The organism is Variovorax paradoxus (genome assembly GCF_030815975.1).
In the GTDB taxonomy this organism is placed as follows: domain Bacteria; phylum Pseudomonadota; class Gammaproteobacteria; order Burkholderiales; family Burkholderiaceae_C; genus Variovorax; species Variovorax paradoxus_N.
In genome coordinates, this window is the sequence record NZ_JAUSXL010000002.1 from 5,180,111 (window position 1) to 5,197,393 (window position 17,283).

Sequence of the window (17,283 nt, forward strand, 5' to 3'; positions counted from 1 at the left end):
TGTTTCGCAGTGTCTTGCAGGGTAGTCGCAAATTCGCCTGCAAGGATTTGCAAGCCGGCCGCGAGTCTAACCGATCCATAATTATTAATTCAAACCCGTTTTTGCGGTACAGTCCGCCCCATGTCCGCCGTCACTCTTACCCCGCGCGCCCTCTATGAAGAGGTGGCCGAACTGCTGCGCCAGCGGATCTTCCGCCGCGAGCTCGAGCCGGGCGGCTGGATCGACGAACTCAAGCTGGCCGAGGAATACGGCATCAGCCGCACGCCGCTGCGCGAAGCCCTGAAGGTGTTGGCGGCCGAAGGCCTGGTGACAATGAAGGTGCGGCGCGGCGCTTACGTGACCGAGGTGTCCGAGCAGGACCTGGCGGACGTCTACCACCTGCTCTCGCTGCTGGAGAGCGATGCGGCCGGCGTGGTGGCCGAGCGCGCCAGCGAAGCCGAGCGCGCGGAACTGAAGGCGCTGCACGCCGAACTGGAAGCGGCGGGCGCCCCCGGCAAGGAAGACCGCGAGCATTTCTTTGCGGTCAACGAACGCTTCCACATGCGCCTCCTGGCCATTGCCAACAACAAGTGGCGCGACCAGATGGTGGCCGACCTGCGCAAGGTGATGAAGCTCAACCGGCACAACTCGCTGCTGAAGGCGGGGCGCATCGCGGAATCGCTGGCCGAGCACCGGTCGGTGATGGCGGCCATCGAGGCGCGCGACGCCGCGGGGGCCATGGCTCGCATGCGCGAGCACTTCAGGAACGGCCTGGAAGCCGCTGGCTAGGCTCTCCCCCAGTCTTCGCGCACTTCGTGTCGCTTCGCCAACCCCCTCGCCGGGGGCAACACCAGGGGACCGGCGGAGCCGGATCCTCGGTGTTCCACGAACAGATCCGGGGCGCCGCGAGGGCTCAGTCGGTGCTGACGGTTCCGGTTTCCCCGGAGATTCTCTGGGCGATTTCCAGGAGCTTGGAGGCTACGCGGCCGAGCATCATTTCCTTGGGCAGCAAGTAGGCGGGGCCGCCGCAGCTCACGCCGTAGCGCTCGCCGTGCGGACCATGCAGCGCGAAGCCGAGGGCATGGATGTGCGGGTGCCATTCGCCGAACGAGCTGCAATAGCCCAGGCGGGCGTATTCGTCGAGCCCGGCCAGCAAGCGGGGTTCGATGGAGGCCCAGTTCTCGCCGCTTTCCTGCCGAATCTGCTGGAGCACCGTTGCCTGCTCGGCAGCAGGCAGCGCCGCAAGGGAAGCACGGCCCGCGGCCGAGGTGACCATGGTCATGCGCGTGCCGACCTCGAGGCGCGAGCTGATCAGCACCGAGCGGGGGCGCAGCGAATCGATGACGACCATGTCGAGCTCGTCGCGCACCGCGACGTGCACGCTGGCGCCCGCAAACTCGGACAGCTCCGACAAATAGGGTCGTGCCACCGTGCGCAGATCGAAATGACGGAGATAGCTGCTGCTCATGTCGAGCAGCGCCGGACCGAGGCTGAAGCGCTCGCTGTCCTGCGACTGCCGCAGGTACCCCGCGCCCACCAGCGTGGCCGTGAGGCGCGACACCGTGGCCTTGGGCAGGCCCGTGGTGTCGGCCAGCTCGCGATTGCTCATCGGCGCCGCGGCCATCCCGATGACCTTGAGCAAGGCCAGGCCCCTGCCGAGTGCGCCGACTTCTTCCTTGCTCCCCGCCGAGTCGTTCATGAATCGAAACCCTTGCTTATTGGTATTTCTTGATTCTTTAACAGAAAAGTTGGAAAGTTTCGTCCCCTTCCCAATCATTATCATTTTGGAACACTTGGCGTTGCTGGGCGGCGAAACCTTGCCGCCCGCAGCCCGGCACACGGCTCGCCCGGCTACGCCGCCTGCGCCACGGGCTCATGCGCCAGCGCCATCACCTCGTGCGGCGAGCACGCCTTCCGCCGGTGATCGCTCCAGACCTGGCGCCAGCGCCGTGCGCCGGGCAGGCCGTTGCGCAAGCCCAGCATGTGCCGCGCGATCGACGACCATGGCGTGCCGTGTTCGGCCGCCTCGCGGACCATGTAGTCGCACATCAGCGATTCGACGTCTTCGCGCGTGAGCGGCTGCGGCGCGGCGCCGTAGAACTGCGCGTCCCACTCGGCCAGCCACCAGGGATTGTGGTAGGCCTCGCGGCCGACCATCACGCCGTCGAGCAGCCGCAGATGCTCATGCACCTGCGCGTTGGCCGAAATGCCGCCATTGATCGAGAAATTCAGCTCCGGGAACTCGTGCTTCAAACGGTGCACGAGTTCGTAGCGCAGCGGCGGAATCTCGCGGTTCTGCTTCGGGCTCAGGCCCTTCAGCCAGGCATTGCGCGCATGCACGATGAAGGTCTTGCAGCCCGCCTCGCTCACCGCACCGACAAAGTCGCGCACGAACTCGTAGCTCTCGATCTTGTCGATGCCGATGCGGTGCTTGACCGTGACCGGCAGGCGGGTGGCGTCGACCATGGCCTTCACGCAATCGGCCACCAGCGCCGGCTCGGCCATCAGGCAGGCGCCGAAAGCGCCGCGCTGCACGCGCTCGCTGGGACAGCCGCAGTTGAGGTTGATCTCGTCGTAGCCCCACTCTTCGCCGAGCCTGGCGCAATGCGCCAGGTCGGCCGGCTCGCTGCCGCCCAGCTGCAAGGCCACGGGGTGTTCTTCCACGTTGAAGCGCAGGTGCCGGGGGACGTCGCCATGCACCAGCGCACCGGTGGTCACCATCTCGGTGTAGAGCAGCGCATGGCGCGACATCAGGCGATGGAAGTAACGGCAATGGCGGTCCGTCCAATCCATCATCGGTGCAACCGAAATGACTTTTTCTTTCAAATTCAACAGCTTGGCGCTTTCGTTCATACAGATGGCCTTCAGCTGTAGTTTCTCATGCAGCGGCCGCCCGGGCGCGGCTCACCGCCCCATGAAGCGCCGGGCGACATAACTCCCGGCATCCACCAGGGCGACCAGCACGATCATGGCCAGCAGCACCGTGCCGGTCTCGCCCATCTGGAACAGGCCCAGGTGGAAGGCCAGCATCTGGCCCAGCCCGCCGGCACCGACCACGCCCAGCACGGCCGCCGCCCGGATGTTGTTCTCCCAACGGTAGAGCGCATAGCTCATCAGTTGCGGCAGCACCTGCGGCAGCGTCGCATAGAGGAACACCCGCCCTTCCGGCACGCCGCGCACGCGCAGGGCGAACGCCGGGCCCTGCGCCGCGTTCTCGATGCTTTCGGCGAACAAGCGCCCCAGCACGCCGGAGGTGTGCACCGCCAGCGCCAGCGTGCCCGCGAAAGGCCCGAGGCCGGCCGCGATCAGCAGCAGCGCGGCCCACATCAGTTCCGGGACGCTGCGCAGGGCGTTGAGCAGCAGCCGCGTCGGACCGCGCCAGCGCGCCGGATCGGCGGCGTGCAGCTTGCTCGCGGGCAGCGCGAGCAGCAGGCCGGCCACCACGGCCAGCAAGGTGCCGACCACCGACATCGCCAGCGTCTCGAGCGCGGCCGGCAGCAGCTTCTGCAGGAAGGCCGCGCCGAGGGCCGGCTTCGCGAGTTCGCCGGCGAAGCGGCCCATGCGGGCCAGCGACTCGGTCGAGAAGAAGCGCGCCCACTGCAGGTCGAGCGACCAGAAGCTCGCGACCACCAGCGCCGCCAGCGCAGCGACCATCCAGCAGGCGCGGCAGCGCGCATCGAACAGCGGCGGCGGCAGCCGGTAGACCTCGTTGGCGGCGGATGACTTCGGTTCGGTCTTGGGCATGTCGAGGCTCTCAGGCTCTCAAGCCAATGCGCGCCGCAGCCACGCGCTCAGCCGGTCGGTGGCGGCGACCAGCAGCACGAATACGAGCAGCATGGTGCTGACCTCGGCGCCGTTGAACATCTTCATCGACGCATCCATCTGCTGGCCGAGCCCGCCCGCGCCCACGAAGCCGAGCACGGCCGACGAGCGGATGGCGCATTCCCAGCGGTAGACGGTGTAGCTGGTGAGTTCGCCCGCGTTCTGCGGCAGCAGCCCGTAGAAGAAGGCCTGGATGCGGCCCGCGCCGTTGCGCAGCAGTGTCTCGGTGGGATGGGCATCGCCGCTCTCCAGGATCTCGCCGTAGACCTTGCCCAGCATGCCGGCATAGGTCAGCGCGATCGCCAGCACGCCGGCCGTGACGCCCAGCCCGACCACGCGCACGAACACCAGCGCCCAGATGAGTTCCGGCACACTGCGCAGCACGATGAGCAGACCGCGCACCGAAAAGCGCAGCACTGCCGGCAGCGCCGCCATGCGGCCGGCCAGCCCGGAGATCGAGAGCGAGCGCACCGACAGCAGCGTGAGCGGAACCGCCAGCACCATGGCCAGCGTCAGCCCGGCGGTGGCGATGGCCACCGTGCGCCAGGTTTCCCGTGCCACCAGCGCCAGGAACTCCGCGTCCATGCGCGGCGGCACGAAGCCGGCCAGAAACCGCAGCGCCGGTTCCAGGCTGCCGGGCGCGAGCAGCAGCCAGGGCTTGAATTCGGCCAGCACGAGCATGGGCCACAGCACCACGGCCGCGGCCAGCAGCCAGAACACGCGGTGCGCCCAGGCGGGGTCGCGCTGCGCCGGTGTGCGTGACGGGACGGCGGCCATGGTCAGCGGCAGTGCATGACGACAGGACCCGCTTCGACAGGGCCCCGGTCAAGGACGCCGGCCTGCGCCGGCTCCTGTGCATACAGCTCGCGCAGCAAGGCGGGCGTCACCTGCGCGGTGGGCAGGTCGAAGGCCAGCGATCCGTCGCGCAAGCCGATGATGCGCGGAAAGTGCTGCAGCGCAAGCGGCACGTCATGCAGGGTGGCCACCAGCGTCGCCCCGCCGTCGCGCGCCCACTGCGTGAGGCTGTCCAGCGCCTGCCCGGCGCGGGCCGGGTCCAGCGCCGACAAGGGCTCGTCGACGAGCAGCAGCTGCGCCTCGGACAGCAGGCCGCGCGCCAGACCCACGCGCTGCCGCTCGCCGCCGGACAGGCGGTCCACGCGCGCGAAGAGCTTGTCCGCCATGTCGAAGTGCGCCAGCGCGGCGTCGGCCTGCGCGATGCCGGTCGGATAGAACAGGCTGCGCAGCGCCTGCCACAGCCCGATGCGCGGCAGCCGGCCGGCCAGCACCGCGGTCACCACGCGCTGGCGCGGCGGCAGCGGCGGCACCTGGGGCGCCAGGAACAGCCGGCCGCGCAGGCGCTGCAGTTCGCGCCGGGGCAGCCGCCACGGATCGCGGCCGTCGAGTTCGATGCTGCCGGCCGCGGGCGCGAGCGCGCAGGCCATCAGGTGCAGCAGCGTCGTCTTGCCGGCGCCCGAAGGACCGATCACCGCGGCCTGCTCGCCCGCCGCCACGTGCAGGTTCAGTGCCCGCAGCGCGGCCGGCGCCGCGGCGGGGGCCGCCGGGTGCCGGCCGGACGCCGACCGCAGTTCGATGTTCACCGGCTTCGCTCCTGCATCGCGCCGCTCAGTTCAGCAGGCCGGCGTTGCGCGCCGCGGCTTCGATGCCCTTGTAGTTCTCGGCGCGCGTTGGCACGAAGCGCGTGGCGCGCTGCAGCGCGAGGATGTCCTTGCCCTCGGCGGTGGCCGGGCTCAGCTCGACGAACGCGCGCACCAGCTGCTCGCGCCTGGCGGCCGGCATGTCGGCATGCACGGTCCAGTTGTAGTCGTAGTAGGCGGGCGTGGTGTAGAACACCCGCACCTTCACCGGATCGACCTTCTTGTCGGCCACGAGCTTGTCCCACACCGAGATGTTGAGCGCCCCGGCGTCCACCTTGCCCGATGCGACCGCGGCCACCGTGGCATCGTGCGCGCCAGAATAGGCCACGCGCTTGAGGTCGCGGTCGGGGTCGATGCCGGCCGCCAGCAGGAAGCTGCGCGGCATCAGGTGGCCCGAGGTGCTCGACTGCGAGCCGAAGCTCAGGTTGCGGCCCTTGAGATCGGCGAGCGAGCGGATGTCCGGATTCGTGGTGATGAAGACCGAGCGGAATTTCTCGTCTTCCTCGCGCTGCACCAGCGGCACCACCTTGCCGCCGGAACGATGGCTCGCCTGCACGAAGGTGAAGCCGCCGAGCCAGGCCAGGTCCACCTGCTTGTTGGCCAGCGCCTCGACGGCGGCCGCGTAGTCGGTGACCGGCGTGAATTCAACCTTCACGCCCAGCTTGCGCTCCAGGTAGGCGGCCAGCGGCGCCGACTTGCGCGCCAGCTCGGTCGGCGACTCGTCGGGGATCGCGGTGATGCGGAACGTTTGTTGGGCCTGCGCGGCCACGGCACCAGCCAGCAGGGCCAGCGCCAGCACGAAGCGCGGCAAGACAGCAAATTTCATGAAACTCCCGAAAAGCGAAGAACAAAGCGGGGATTAGACCGCAAGAGCCCGGTTCAACCGCCGGCGGCCCGGCTGCTGCGGAAGCCGGCGAAGACGTCGCGGCGGTGCGGCTCGAAGAAGTTGCGGTAGCGCGCATGCGCGAGCGCCGCCGAGGTGGCATGGCAGGCGCCGCGCAGCACCCGCCGGGTGCCGAACCACGGCGCCGAGTAGTCGCGGTAGGGATGGGGTGTGAAGCCCGGGTAGGGCTCGAACGGGCTCGAGGTCCATTCCCATACCCCCAATACCCGGCCCCAGGCGAAGCCCGGCAGCGTGAGCGCCGCGCACTCCCATTCGGCTTCGGTCGGCAGCCGCCGCCCGGCCCAGCGGCACCAGGCTTCGGCTTCGTGTGCGTTCAGGTGAACCGCTGCATCGAGCGGGTTCAGCGGCAGCCAGCGGTCGCCATGCCGCTGCTGCCAGCCCGTGCCCGCCGCACGCAGATGGGCGGGCTGGCGCAGCGGCTGGCGCGCGAGCCAGTCGCGGCCCGCGTCGGACCACCACGCCGGGTTGTCGTAGCCGCCGCCTTGCACGAACGGCAGGAAGCGCGCCCAGCTCACGGGTTGCGCGTCGATGCGCAGCGGCTCGATGGCCACGTCGTGCGGCAGCAGCTCGTTGTCGAACGCAAAGCCGGTGCCGGCCTCGGAACCCATGCGGAAACGCTGCGCCGGCAGTTCCAGTTCGGCATCCGCGGCCGGCTGCGGCGCAGGCCCGCCCTCGCGCAGCGCGATGCCCAGGCCCTCGGCCATGTAGGCCGCCGCTTCCGCATGCATGGCCTCGTGCAGGGCGACCAGGCGGAAGAAGTACAGCGCATCGTCATCCGCATCGGGCGGGAGCCCGTCCAGCAGTGCCAGCGTTTGCGCGAGCGTGCGTTCGAGGTAGCCGCGCGTGGCCTCGGCATCGGGTAGCGGGAGCGCCCAGCGGGTGCGGTGCGCCACGCGGCTGGAGTCGTACCAGGCGTCGGCCTGCGGCAGCAGCGAGGGCTCGCGCGCAGGGTCCGGCGCGCAGGCCACGCCCCGCGCGCGCTGCCGGTTGCGGCCGATCCACCATTCCTGGAACCAGGCCACATGGCCCAGCTCCCAGAGCGGCGGGTTGAGCTCGGGCGCGTAGTCGATGCCGGGATAGGCGTCTCCCAGCGCGGCCCGGAAGTCGTCCGCAAGATCGAGCGTGCGCTGCCGCGCGGCCAGCAACGCCGCGCGCACCGATGCCGGCGGCCCCGCGCGAAGCGCCAGCGCCTCGGGCGCCGCGGCCACGCTATAAACAGGCAATGTCGAATCCATCGGTTGTCATCGTAAGCCCGGCACTGCCCGGCGCCAACAACGGCAACTGGCGCACCGCCCAGCGCTGGAAGGCCATGCTGTCGCCCACCTGCAGCGCACGCGTGGTGCAGCAATGGCCCGATGCAGCCGCGCCGGCCGACACCGTGATGCTGGCATTGCACGCGCGGCGCTCGGCCGATTCCATCGGGCACTGGGCGAAGGCCCACCCCGGCCGCGGCCTGGCCGTGGTGCTGACCGGCACCGACCTGTACCAGGACATCGGCAGCGATCCGCAGGCGCAGCGTTCGCTGCAGCTGGCGCAGCGCCTGGTCGTGCTGCAGGCGCTGGGCGCCCAGGCCCTGCCGCCGCAATACCGGGCCAAGGCGCGCGTGGTGTACCAGTCGACCTCCGCGCGCGCCGAACTGCCCAAGTCCGCACACCACCTGCGCGCGGTGATGGTCGGCCACCTGCGGCAGGTCAAGTCGCCGCAGACGCTGTTCGAGGCGGCGCGCCTGCTGTGCGGGCGCGAGGACATCCGCATCGACCACATCGGGGACGCGGGCGACGGCGGCCTGGGCGAGCTCGCGCGCTCGCTCGCAAGCGACTGCCCGGGCTACCGCTGGCTCGGCGCCCTGCCCCATGCGCAGACCCGCCAGCGCATCCAGCGCGCCCACGTCCTGGTGCACACCAGCGCGCTGGAAGGCGGGGCCCACGTGATCATGGAGGCGGTGCGCAGCGGCACGCCGGTGCTGGCGTCGCGCGTGCCCGGCAATGTCGGCATGCTCGGCGGCGACTACGCGGGCTACTTTCCGCATGGGGATGCCGCCGCACTGGTGGCGCTGCTCGAGGCCTGCCGCGCTGGCCAGCGTTCTAAAGACCGCGCAGCCGGCCTGCTCGATAGCCTGCGCACACAATGCGCGTTGCGCGCGCCGCTGTTCGACCCGAGGGCCGAACAGGCCGCACTGTTCCAACTCCTGAACGAACTCCAGCCACCACCATGAACGCTGCCCTCCCGCAAGCCTCCGCCGCCGAGCCCCGCCTCACCTCGCTGTCGCATGGCGGCGGGTGCGGATGCAAGATCGCGCCCGGCGTGCTGTCGGAAATCCTCAAGGGCACCGCGCGCATGCCGATGCCGCCCGAGCTGCTGGTCGGCATCGAAACGGCCGACGACGCGGCCGTCTACCAGCTCAACGACGAGCAGGCGCTGATCGCCACGACCGACTTCTTCATGCCGATCGTCGACGATCCGTTCGACTTCGGCCGCATCGCGGCAACCAACGCGATCTCCGACGTGTATGCGATGGGCGGCAAGCCGATCCTGGCGCTCGCCCTGGTCGGCATGCCGATCAATGTGCTCGGCACGGCGACCATCGCGCGCATCCTCGAGGGCGGCGAATCGGTGTGCCGGGCCGCAGGCATTCCGATCGCGGGCGGCCACACCATCGATTCGGTCGAAGCCATCTACGGGCTGGTCGCGCTCGGGCTGGTCCATCCGAAACGCGTCAAGCGCAATGCCGGCGCGAAGGCCGGCGACGTGCTGGTGCTGGGCAAGCCCCTGGGCGTGGGCATCCTGTCCGCGGCGCTCAAGAAGGAAGCACTCGACGCGGCCGGCTACGAACGCATGATTGCCACCACGACGCAGCTGAACACGCCGGGCCCCGAGCTCGCGGCGCTCGATGGCGTGCATGCGCTGACCGACGTGACGGGCTTCGGCCTGGCCGGCCATGCGCTGGAACTGGCGCGCGGCGCGGGCCTGTCGCTGGAAATCGGCTGGCGGCAGGTGCCCGTGCTGGAGGGGGTGCGCGATCTGGTGCAGTCGGGGCACGTCACCGGCGCTTCCGGCCGAAACTGGGCCGGCTACGGGTCCGACGTGGCGCTGCCGCAGAACTTCGCCGAGGAGGAGCGCGCGCTGCTCACCGACCCGCAGACCAGTGGCGGACTGCTCGTTTCGTGCGCGCCCGAGACACTCGGCGAGGTATTGGCCATCTTCCGTCGGCATGGCTTCGACGACGCCGCAGTGATTGGCAGCGCCAGCCCGCAAGGCACCGGGGCGCGCCTGGTGATCCGCTGACGCGCTGGCGCGTGGGCCGCGCTGTCGAGGCCGCGGCTCAAGCCACATCGCACTCTGAGGTTGTTCCGGAAGTCGCCCCGGTTGTCGCACCTGAACTGCCATTTCAGCCCGGCTGTCGCCTATCCTCGGACCCGCGTTCCAGCACTCCAGAGAGACCCGTCCCTTGCCCTCGACCAAAGCATCCGCCCCCCTGCCCCGTCCGGCGACGATGGCCGATGTCGCCGCGCGCGTCGGCGTCTCGAAGATGACGGTGTCGCGTGCGCTGAACCGCCGCACGGGCAGCGACCGGGCGACCTCGCAGGCGCTGCGCCAGCGCATCCTCGAGGCCTGCGAGGAGATGGGCTACGTGATCGACCAGACCGCGCGCACCTTCTCCAGCAAGCGCTCGGGCTTCGTCGCGGTGCTGATTCCGTCGCTGAACAACTCCAATTTTTCCGAGACGGCACAGGGCATCGCCGCCGCCCTGGAAGCGCGTGGACTGCAGCTGCTGCTGGGCTACACCGACTACCGCGTCGAGACCGAAGAGCGCCTGCTGCGCGCCATGCTCGCGCGCCGGCCCGAGGGCGTGATCCTCACGGGCGGCGCCCACACGCCCGCCGCGCGCGCCATGCTGCAGGCGGCCGGCGTGCCGGTGGTCGAGACCTGGGACCTGCCCGCCACGCCCGTCGAGCACACGGTCGGCTTCTCGAATGCGCAAGCCGCCGCCGCGATGGTGCGGCACCTGCATGGCCAGGGCTACCGGCGCATCGCCTTCATCGGCGGCACCTCGAACCGCGACACGCGCGGCGCCGACCGGCAGCGCGGCTATGCCGAGGCGATCCGCGAACTGGGCCTGCCCGCCGGGCGCGTCATCAGCTTCGGGCAGCCGCCGATCTCCATGGCGCAAGGCGGCGAGGCCGTGGTGCAGCTGATCCGGCAATGGCCCGACGTGGATGCGGTGATGTGCGTGTCCGACCTCTCGGCCTTCGGCGCGCTGATGGAATGCCGGCGCCGCGGCTGGGACGTGCCGGGCCGCATCGCGATCGCGGGCTTCGGCGACTTCGAGGTGGCCCGCGCCTGCCACCCGCGCATCACGACCGTGGCGGTGGACTGCGTGGGCATGGGCTGGGCCGCGGGCGAATTGCTGCTGCGCGTGATCGACGGCGCGCGCGAAGGCCAGCGGCCGCCCGCGGAAACGGTGCTGATCCCGTTTCGCGTCGAGCAGCGCGAAAGCTCCTGAGGCCGGTCAGGCCGCCGCGGCTTCCACGCCGGTGTCGGCAAAATCGATCAGCACCTTCATCGCCTGCCTGCGGTCGCTCGCCAGCTCGAAGGCCTCGCGCGCCTGCAGCATCGGGAAGGTGTGCGACACCACCGGCGACAGGTCCACGCGCCCTTCGTTGATGAGCCGCACCGCAAGCGCGAACTCCGCGTGGAAGCGGAACGAGCCGCAGATGCTGAGCTCCTTCGCCACCACCATGTTCTGCGGAATGCTCACGTCGCCGCCCAGGCCCAGCTGCACGACCACGCCGCGCGGGCGCATCACTTCGAGCCCGTCGCGCAGCGCGCGCTCGTTGCCCGAGCATTCGAGCATCACGTCAAAAGTGCCCTTGTCGGCCGAATAGCGCGACACCCAGGCCTTGTCCTCGGCAACATTGATGGCGTGGTCGGCGCCCATGGCGCGCGCAATGGCCAGCGGCTCGTCGACCACGTCGGTGGCGGTGATCTCGGCCGCGCCGTGCGCGCGCGCGGCTGCGATGGCCAGCACGCCGATGGGCCCGCAGCCCGACACCAGCACGCGCTTGCCCAGCAGCGGGCCTGCGCGCGACACGCCATGCAGCCCCACCGAGAACGGCTCGGCCAGCGCCGCCAGGCGCAGCGGCACGTGCTCGGCCACCTTCACGCACTGCGTGGCCTCGCACAGCAGCATGTTGCGGAACGCCCCCTGCACGTGCGGCATGCGCATGGCGCTGCCGTAGAAGCGCATGTCCAGGCACTGGTTGGGCAGGCCTTCGAGGCAGAACTTGCAGGCGCCGCATGGGCGGCTCGGGTTGACCGCCACCTTGTCGCCGATGCGCACGCTGTCAACGCCGGGCGCCGTGGCCACCACGGTGCCGGCCACTTCATGGCCCAGCACCATCGGCTCCTTGATGCGCACGGTGCCGAAGCCGCCGTTGTGAAAGTAGTGCAGGTCGGAGCCGCAGATGCCGCCCATGCCGACCTTCACCAGCACCTGGCCCGGGCCGATGTCTCCGGCGTCCTGTTCCTCCAGGCGCAGATCGTCGGGGGCGTGGATCACGAGGCACATGCAACGTAGACGCATGATGTTTCTTCCTTCGGGCCGTCAGGCGACCGGGGTGACGAGGGGCTGGCCCGCGAAGTGGGCCTCGAGGTTGCGGCGCACCAGCTCGCCCATGGCGCGGCGCGTCTGCTCGGTGCCGCTGCCATGGTGCGGATGCAGCACCACGTTGTCGAGCGCCGCAAAGCGCGGGTCGATGCGCGGCTCGTTCAGGAACACGTCGAGCGCCGCGCCCGCGATGGTGCGCTGCTCGAGCGCCTGCAGCAGCGCGCCCTCGTCCACCGTGGTGCCGCGCGACACGTTCACGAGCCAGCCCTTGGGGCCCAGCGCCTGCAGCACCTGGGCATTTACGATGCCGCGCGTGGCCTCGCCGCCGGGCAGGATGACGATGAGCACGTCGCACCATTCGGCCATGGCCGCGAGGCTGCCGAAGTGGCGATGCGGGCTGTCTTCGCGCGCCGTGCGGCTGAAATAGCCCAGCTCCACGTCGAAGCCCGAGAGCCGCCGCGCGATGGTGCCGCCGATGCGCCCGAAACCCGCAATGCCGATGCGCTGGCCGAAGACCCGCGTGGCCAGCGGCATCGGGCCCTGGGCCCATTCGCCGCTGCGCACGAAGCGGTCGCCGGCCGGAATGCGCCGCTGCAGCGCCAGCGTGAGGCCCACGGCAAGGTCGGCCACGTCGCCGTTGAGCACGTCAGGCGTGTTGCTGACGCGGATGCCGCGCGCGCGGCAGGCCGCAAGGTCGATGCCGTCGGTGCCCACGCCATAGCAGGCGACCAGCTCCAGCCTCGGCAGCGATGCGATGAGCTCGGCGCTGGCACCCAGCTCGCCACGGGTTGCGACCGCGCGGATGTGCGGGGCGTGCTCGGCGACGAAGGCCTGCCGGTCCGGCGCCTCCCACCAGCGAAGCAGCGTGTAGCTCGCCTGCATCGGCACCATGTCCCATTCCGGATAGGGGCCGGGCATCAGCACGTGCGGGGGTCTCGGGACAGCGGTCAAGCGGAATCTCCTGCGGGATGGCGCGGATGCGCAAAAACGGATACCGGTAACTTTAACAGCGGCCGGGGCTAGCCCGACGGAAACTCTCACGAAGGTTTTCACCATTGACGATCAAACAAGATACCGGTAACGTATTTGCATCGCCACCGCCCGCCCATCCTCCTGGAGCTCCGCTTTGAAACTGTTCGACCTGACCGGGCGCACCGCCCTCATCACCGGCTCCAGCAAGGGCATCGGCTTTGCGCTGGCTGCGGCACTGGGCTCGGCCGGCGCGCGCATCGTGCTCAACGCGCGCGATGCCGGCGCGCTGGAAGCCGCGCGCGACGCCCTGCGCGCCCGGGGCGTGGCGGCCGAGGCCATGGCCTTCGACGTGACCGACGCCGCCGCGGTGGAAGCCGGCGTGGCGCGCGTCGAGGCCGAGGTCGGCCCCATCGACATCCTCGTCAACAACGCGGGCATGCAGCACCGCGGTGCGTTCGCGGAGTTTCCGCTCGACGCCTGGCACAAGATCACCACCACCAACATCGACAGCGTGTTCTTCGTCGGCCGCTTCGTGGCGCAGCGCATGATCGAGCGCAAGCGCGGCAAGATCATCAATGTCTGCTCGGTGCAAAGCGAGCTGGGCCGCCCGGGCATTGCGCCCTACGCCGCCACCAAGGGCGCGGTGAAGATGCTCACCAAGGGCATGGCGATCGACCTCGGCAAGCACGGCATCCAGGTCAACGGCCTGGGCCCGGGCTATTTCAAGACCGAGCTGACGCAGGCGCTGGTCGCCGACGAAGCTTTCACGGCATGGCTCTCCGGCCGCACGCCCGCCGGGCGCTGGGGCGACGTGGAAGAACTCGGCGGTGCGGCGATCTTCCTCGCGTCGGACGCATCGAGCTTCGTCAACGGCCACATCCTCTACGTGGACGGCGGCATCACCGCCAGCCTCTAACCATGTCCGCGCAGCCGGGCCAGCGCGTGGCCGTGATCGGCGTCGGCATCATGGGCTCGGCCATTGCATACCGCCTGCTCGAATGCGGCCACGCAGTGTGCGTGTTCGATCCCGATGCCGCCAGGGTCGCCACGATGGAGCAGCTGGGCGCGCAGGCCGCCAGCAGCGCGGCCACCGCCGCGGCGGCGAGCGACTTCGTCATCACCAGCCTCAACTCGGCCGCGGTGCTGGAGCGCGCGCTCTTCGGCGAAGCCGGCGTGGCCGCCGCCGTGCCCGCGGATTCGCGCCGGCTGCTGATCGACATGTCGTCCATCGACCCGGTCTCCACGCGCCGGCTCGCGCAGTCGCTGCGCGAGCGCACGGGCATGGGTTTCGTCGATGCGCCGCTGTCGGGCGGCGCTCCCAAGGCCCTGGTCGGCCAGCTGACGGTCATGGCCGGCGGCAGCGAGGACGACGTGGCGCGCGCACACGCCGTGATGGACAGCCTGTGCGCCAACTACACCCGCATGGGCGAGAGCGGCGCGGGCCAGACCACCAAGCTGGTCAACCAGCTCCTTTGCGCCATCGGCTTCCAGGCGGTGGCCGAGGCGGTGCGGCTGGCGGAGGCCGGTGGCGTCGATGCGTCGAAGCTGCACACTGCGCTGGCCGGCGGCCGGGCCGACAGCAATATCCTGCGCGAGTTCGGCCCCAAGATGGCCGCGCGCGACTTCACGCCCACCGGACGCATCGACAACATGCTCAAGGACCTCGAGGCGGTGCAGGCCTTTGCACAGGGCGAGCGCCTGCCGCTGCCGCTGGCGGGTGCGGTCTCCGAGCTGCATCGCGCCTTCGTGGCGGCCGGCCTCGGGGCCGAGGACACGGCCGCCATGATGCGGCAGTTCAACGGCTACGCGCGCGACTGAAGCGCATATTGGCCATCCACAGAAAGAAGATCACCATGTTCATCCGTTGCGCGTTTTTCCGGGGCCGGGTCAAGCCCGGCATGGAAGAGGCTTTCGACCGGCACGTGCACGACAGGCTGGTGCCGCTCTGGACCCGCTTTCCCGGCGTGCTCGAAGTGCGCGTGCTGCGGCAAATCGAAAGCGATGTGAGCGATCCCGAACTGGCCATGGTGCTGTCGACCCGCTATGCGAGCCGCGAAGACATCGCGCATGCGCTCGATTCACCGGTGCGCTACGAAAGCCGCGAGGTCTCCAGGCACCTGTTCGAGATGTTCGACGGCACGGTCTTTCACACGGTGTTCAGCGCCGAGGAATTTCCGCTCGCCAACCGCTGATGCGGCGCACGCTGCGCCGGCTCAGAGCAATTCGAACGCAATGTCCTGCGCACCCTGCCACAGCACCTTGTTGCCGAGGGCACGCAGCTGCTCCTTGCCTTCGACGATCGTCAGGAAGTGATTGCCCGCGAGCGGCCCCATCTTGCTGGCGAAGCTGCAGCTGCCGTAGGCCAGGATGATCTCGGTCTCGCTGTAGCCGCCGGGGTAGAACAGGATGTCGCCGACCGAAGGATGGCTCGTGTGGTTCTCGAACCCGACGCCCAGTTCGAAGTCGCCCAACGGGATCCAGCAGCCTTCGCCGCTCCAGCGCACATGGATGATCTTCTGCCGGTAGGGCAGCAGCCTGGTGAACGCAGCGACGGTGTTCGGTGCTTCCGGATTCGTTTCCGCGACGAAGCGCATGCCCGCCGCCTCAATGCCGATTCTTGCCATGAGAGATTGAAGTAAGGGTTGATCAGTGCAGCAGCTGGCTCAGGAAAAGCCGGGTGCGTTCGTGCTTGGGGTTTGCGAAGAATTCCTGCGGCGCGGCCTGCTCGACGATGGCGCCCTGGTCCATGAAGATCACGCGGTTGGCCACCTGGCGCGCAAAGTTCATCTCGTGCGTCACCGACAGCATGGTCATGCCGTCGTCGGCGAGCGAGACCATGGTGTCCAGCACTTCCTTGACCATCTCGGGGTCCAGCGCTGAAGTCGGTTCGTCGAACAGCATGACTTTCGGCCCCATGCACAGCGCGCGTGCAATGGCCACGCGCTGCTGCTGGCCGCCTGAAAGCTGCGACGGATACTTGTTGGCCTGCTCCGGAATGCGCACGCGCTCCAGGTACGACATGGCCACTTCCTTCGCCTGGCTGGGCGTGTACTTCTTGCTCCACACCGGCGCGAGCGTGCAGTTCTCGAGGATGGTGAGATGCGGAAACAGGTTGAAGTGCTGGAACACCATGCCCACGTCTCGCCGCACCGCGTCGATGCGCCGCATGTCGGCCGTGAGCTCGGCACGGTTCACCACGATCTGTCCCTGCTGGTGCTCTTCGAGCCGGTTGATGCAGCGCAGCAGCGTCGATTTTCCCGAGCCCGAGGGCCCGCAGATCACGATGCGTTCGCCGCGCTGCACTTCGAGATCGATGTCGCGCAGCACCTGGAAGTCGCCATACCACTTCTGCACGCCGATCATGCGGATGACGAGTTCGGCCCGGCCGTCGGCGGCTGGCGCGGGCGTGTTCGGTTGCAAGGCGCTCATGGTGGGGATTCCTCAGGCGGGGGTGGTTTGGATCTGGAGGCCGAGCTCGTCGACCAGGCGCTTCGCGGCGGCGATGCCCTCGGGGCCCATCGGCAGGCGCGGCGGACGCGGCGCGCCGACCGGCAAGCCCATGGCCGCCAGCAATGCCTTGGTGCCCGCCACGTAGGACTGGCCGGCGACGAAGTCGATCATCGGAAAGTGCCTGAACGCCAGTGCGCGCGCTTCGGCCAGCTGGCCGGCCATGACGAGGTCGTACAGCCGCGCCATTTCGCCCGGCGCGCCGTTGGAAGGCACGGCCGCCCAGCCCACCGCGCCTTCGACATACGACTCGAAGCCCATGATGCCGCCGAACACCGCCATGCGGCCTTCGGACAGCCGCATGATGTCGCGCACGCGGGTCACTTCGAGCGTCGATTCCTTGATGTAGCGGCAGTTGTCGATCTGCGAGAGCCGCGCCACCAGCGGCGGCTTCAGGTCGACGTTGGCGACGGCCGGATTGTTGTAGACCATGATCGGAATGCCGATGGCGTCCGAGATGGTTTTGTAGTGCAGGAACAGCTCGTCATCGGTGGGGGTGCAGTAGAAAGGCGGCAGCACCATCACGCCGTTGGCGCCTTGCGCCTCGGCGCGGCGGCTCAGGCGCACGGCGGCGCGCGTGTCTTCGGCGGTGGTGCCGATGAGCACCGGCACGCGGCCCGCGGCGCGGTCGATCACGGTCCGGGCGACGAGCGCGATTTCGTCGTCGGACATCGACATGAATTCACCCGTCGAGCCGAGCGGGATCAGGCCATGGATGCCGGATTCGATCTGCCAGTCGACATAGCGCTCGAGGGTGGGTACGTCGACGTTGCCTTCGGCGTCGAAGGGCGTGACCATGATGGTGTAGGTGCCGCGGAAATCAGCCATGGAATGGA

At 69.4% G+C, this 17,283-nt stretch carries 19 protein-coding genes; 7 read left to right on the top strand and 12 right to left on the bottom strand.

Annotated features, from left to right (window positions below):
• The first annotated feature begins 120 nt into the window (after nt 1–120).
• Complete coding sequence (locus tag QFZ47_RS28180; protein WP_307658758.1) at nt 121–768, top strand: GntR family transcriptional regulator; 648 nt, start codon at nt 121–123, stop codon at nt 766–768.
• A 124-nt stretch (nt 769–892) separates the two neighbouring features.
• Here QFZ47_RS28180 and QFZ47_RS28185 read toward each other — a convergent pair whose 3' ends face one another.
• From QFZ47_RS28185 to senA, 7 genes are all read right to left on the bottom strand, one after another.
• The gene (locus tag QFZ47_RS28185; protein ID WP_307658759.1) at nt 893–1,678 is read right to left on the bottom strand and encodes an IclR family transcriptional regulator; all 786 of its coding nucleotides are present in this window, start codon (nt 1,676–1,678) and stop codon (nt 893–895) included.
• Between the two features lie 152 nt (nt 1,679–1,830).
• Nucleotides 1,831–2,832, bottom strand: coding sequence for a tRNA dihydrouridine(20/20a) synthase DusA (gene dusA, locus QFZ47_RS28190; RefSeq protein ID WP_307658760.1), 1,002 nt, complete (start codon nt 2,830–2,832; stop codon nt 1,831–1,833).
• A gap of 51 nt (nt 2,833–2,883) precedes the next feature.
• Nucleotides 2,884–3,723 carry a phosphonate ABC transporter, permease protein PhnE gene (gene phnE, locus QFZ47_RS28195; protein WP_307658761.1) on the bottom strand — a complete coding sequence of 280 codons (840 nt, stop codon included), beginning with the start codon at nt 3,721–3,723 and terminating at the stop codon, nt 2,884–2,886.
• Between the two features lie 18 nt (nt 3,724–3,741).
• On the bottom strand, nt 3,742–4,578 hold the full coding sequence (locus QFZ47_RS28200; protein WP_307658762.1) for a PhnE/PtxC family ABC transporter permease: 837 nt from the start codon (nt 4,576–4,578) through the stop codon (nt 3,742–3,744).
• Between the two features lie 2 nt (nt 4,579–4,580).
• Entirely contained in the window at nt 4,581–5,399 is an 819-nt protein-coding gene (locus tag QFZ47_RS28205) for a phosphonate ABC transporter ATP-binding protein (RefSeq protein ID WP_307658763.1), read from the bottom strand.
• A gap of 25 nt (nt 5,400–5,424) precedes the next feature.
• Nucleotides 5,425–6,282, bottom strand: a complete 858-nt coding sequence (locus QFZ47_RS28210) for a putative selenate ABC transporter substrate-binding protein (protein WP_307658764.1) — start codon at nt 6,280–6,282, stop codon at nt 5,425–5,427.
• A gap of 53 nt (nt 6,283–6,335) precedes the next feature.
• The gene (gene senA, locus QFZ47_RS28215) at nt 6,336–7,595 is read right to left on the bottom strand and encodes a selenoneine synthase SenA (RefSeq protein ID WP_307658765.1); all 1,260 of its coding nucleotides are present in this window, start codon (nt 7,593–7,595) and stop codon (nt 6,336–6,338) included.
• On the opposite strand from senA, the gene senB reads away from it, so the two are divergent.
• From senB to QFZ47_RS28230, 3 genes are all read left to right on the top strand, one after another.
• Nucleotides 7,583–8,575, top strand: coding sequence for a selenoneine biosynthesis selenosugar synthase SenB (gene senB, locus QFZ47_RS28220; RefSeq protein ID WP_307658766.1), 993 nt, complete (start codon nt 7,583–7,585; stop codon nt 8,573–8,575). The two genes, senA and senB, sit on opposite strands and share 13 nt — an antisense overlap.
• The gene (gene senC, locus QFZ47_RS28225; protein WP_307658767.1) at nt 8,572–9,645 is read left to right on the top strand and encodes a selenophosphate synthetase SenC; all 1,074 of its coding nucleotides are present in this window, start codon (nt 8,572–8,574) and stop codon (nt 9,643–9,645) included. The genes senB and senC overlap by 4 nt, the downstream gene beginning before the upstream one ends.
• 208 nt (nt 9,646–9,853) lie before the next feature.
• Nucleotides 9,854–10,864, top strand: a complete 1,011-nt coding sequence (locus QFZ47_RS28230; RefSeq protein WP_307659037.1) for a LacI family DNA-binding transcriptional regulator — start codon at nt 9,854–9,856, stop codon at nt 10,862–10,864.
• 6 nt (nt 10,865–10,870) lie between these two features.
• Here QFZ47_RS28230 and QFZ47_RS28235 read toward each other — a convergent pair whose 3' ends face one another.
• Both QFZ47_RS28235 and QFZ47_RS28240 read right to left on the bottom strand, forming a co-directional pair.
• On the bottom strand, nt 10,871–11,944 hold the full coding sequence (locus tag QFZ47_RS28235; protein ID WP_307658768.1) for an L-idonate 5-dehydrogenase: 1,074 nt from the start codon (nt 11,942–11,944) through the stop codon (nt 10,871–10,873).
• Between the two features lie 21 nt (nt 11,945–11,965).
• Entirely contained in the window at nt 11,966–12,886 is a 921-nt protein-coding gene (locus QFZ47_RS28240) for a 2-hydroxyacid dehydrogenase (protein WP_307659038.1), read from the bottom strand.
• Nucleotides 12,887–13,094: 208 nt separating this feature from the next.
• On the opposite strand from QFZ47_RS28240, the gene QFZ47_RS28245 reads away from it, so the two are divergent.
• The 3 genes from QFZ47_RS28245 to QFZ47_RS28255 are packed head-to-tail and all read left to right on the top strand — an operon-like array spanning nt 13,095 to nt 15,132.
• Nucleotides 13,095–13,856: an SDR family oxidoreductase gene (locus tag QFZ47_RS28245; RefSeq protein ID WP_307658769.1), complete on the top strand. Its 762-nt coding sequence runs from the start codon at nt 13,095–13,097 to the stop codon at nt 13,854–13,856.
• A gap of 2 nt (nt 13,857–13,858) precedes the next feature.
• Nucleotides 13,859–14,758, top strand: a complete 900-nt coding sequence (locus tag QFZ47_RS28250) for an NAD(P)-dependent oxidoreductase (RefSeq protein WP_307658770.1) — start codon at nt 13,859–13,861, stop codon at nt 14,756–14,758.
• Between the two features lie 35 nt (nt 14,759–14,793).
• Complete coding sequence (locus tag QFZ47_RS28255; RefSeq protein ID WP_307658771.1) at nt 14,794–15,132, top strand: antibiotic biosynthesis monooxygenase; 339 nt, start codon at nt 14,794–14,796, stop codon at nt 15,130–15,132.
• 21 nt (nt 15,133–15,153) lie between these two features.
• Here the strand turns inward: QFZ47_RS28255 and QFZ47_RS28260 are convergent, their stop codons facing one another.
• From QFZ47_RS28260 to QFZ47_RS28270, 3 genes are read right to left on the bottom strand one after another with little or no spacing between them, the layout of a single operon-like run.
• The gene (locus QFZ47_RS28260; protein ID WP_307658772.1) at nt 15,154–15,564 is read right to left on the bottom strand and encodes a DUF3830 family protein; all 411 of its coding nucleotides are present in this window, start codon (nt 15,562–15,564) and stop codon (nt 15,154–15,156) included.
• A gap of 22 nt (nt 15,565–15,586) precedes the next feature.
• Nucleotides 15,587–16,369 (bottom strand): amino acid ABC transporter ATP-binding protein, encoded by a 783-nt coding sequence (locus QFZ47_RS28265; RefSeq protein ID WP_307658773.1) that lies wholly within the window; start codon nt 16,367–16,369, stop codon nt 15,587–15,589.
• A 12-nt stretch (nt 16,370–16,381) separates the two neighbouring features.
• Entirely contained in the window at nt 16,382–17,275 is an 894-nt protein-coding gene (locus QFZ47_RS28270) for a dihydrodipicolinate synthase family protein (RefSeq protein WP_307658774.1), read from the bottom strand.
• Nucleotides 17,276–17,283 lie beyond the last annotated feature (8 nt).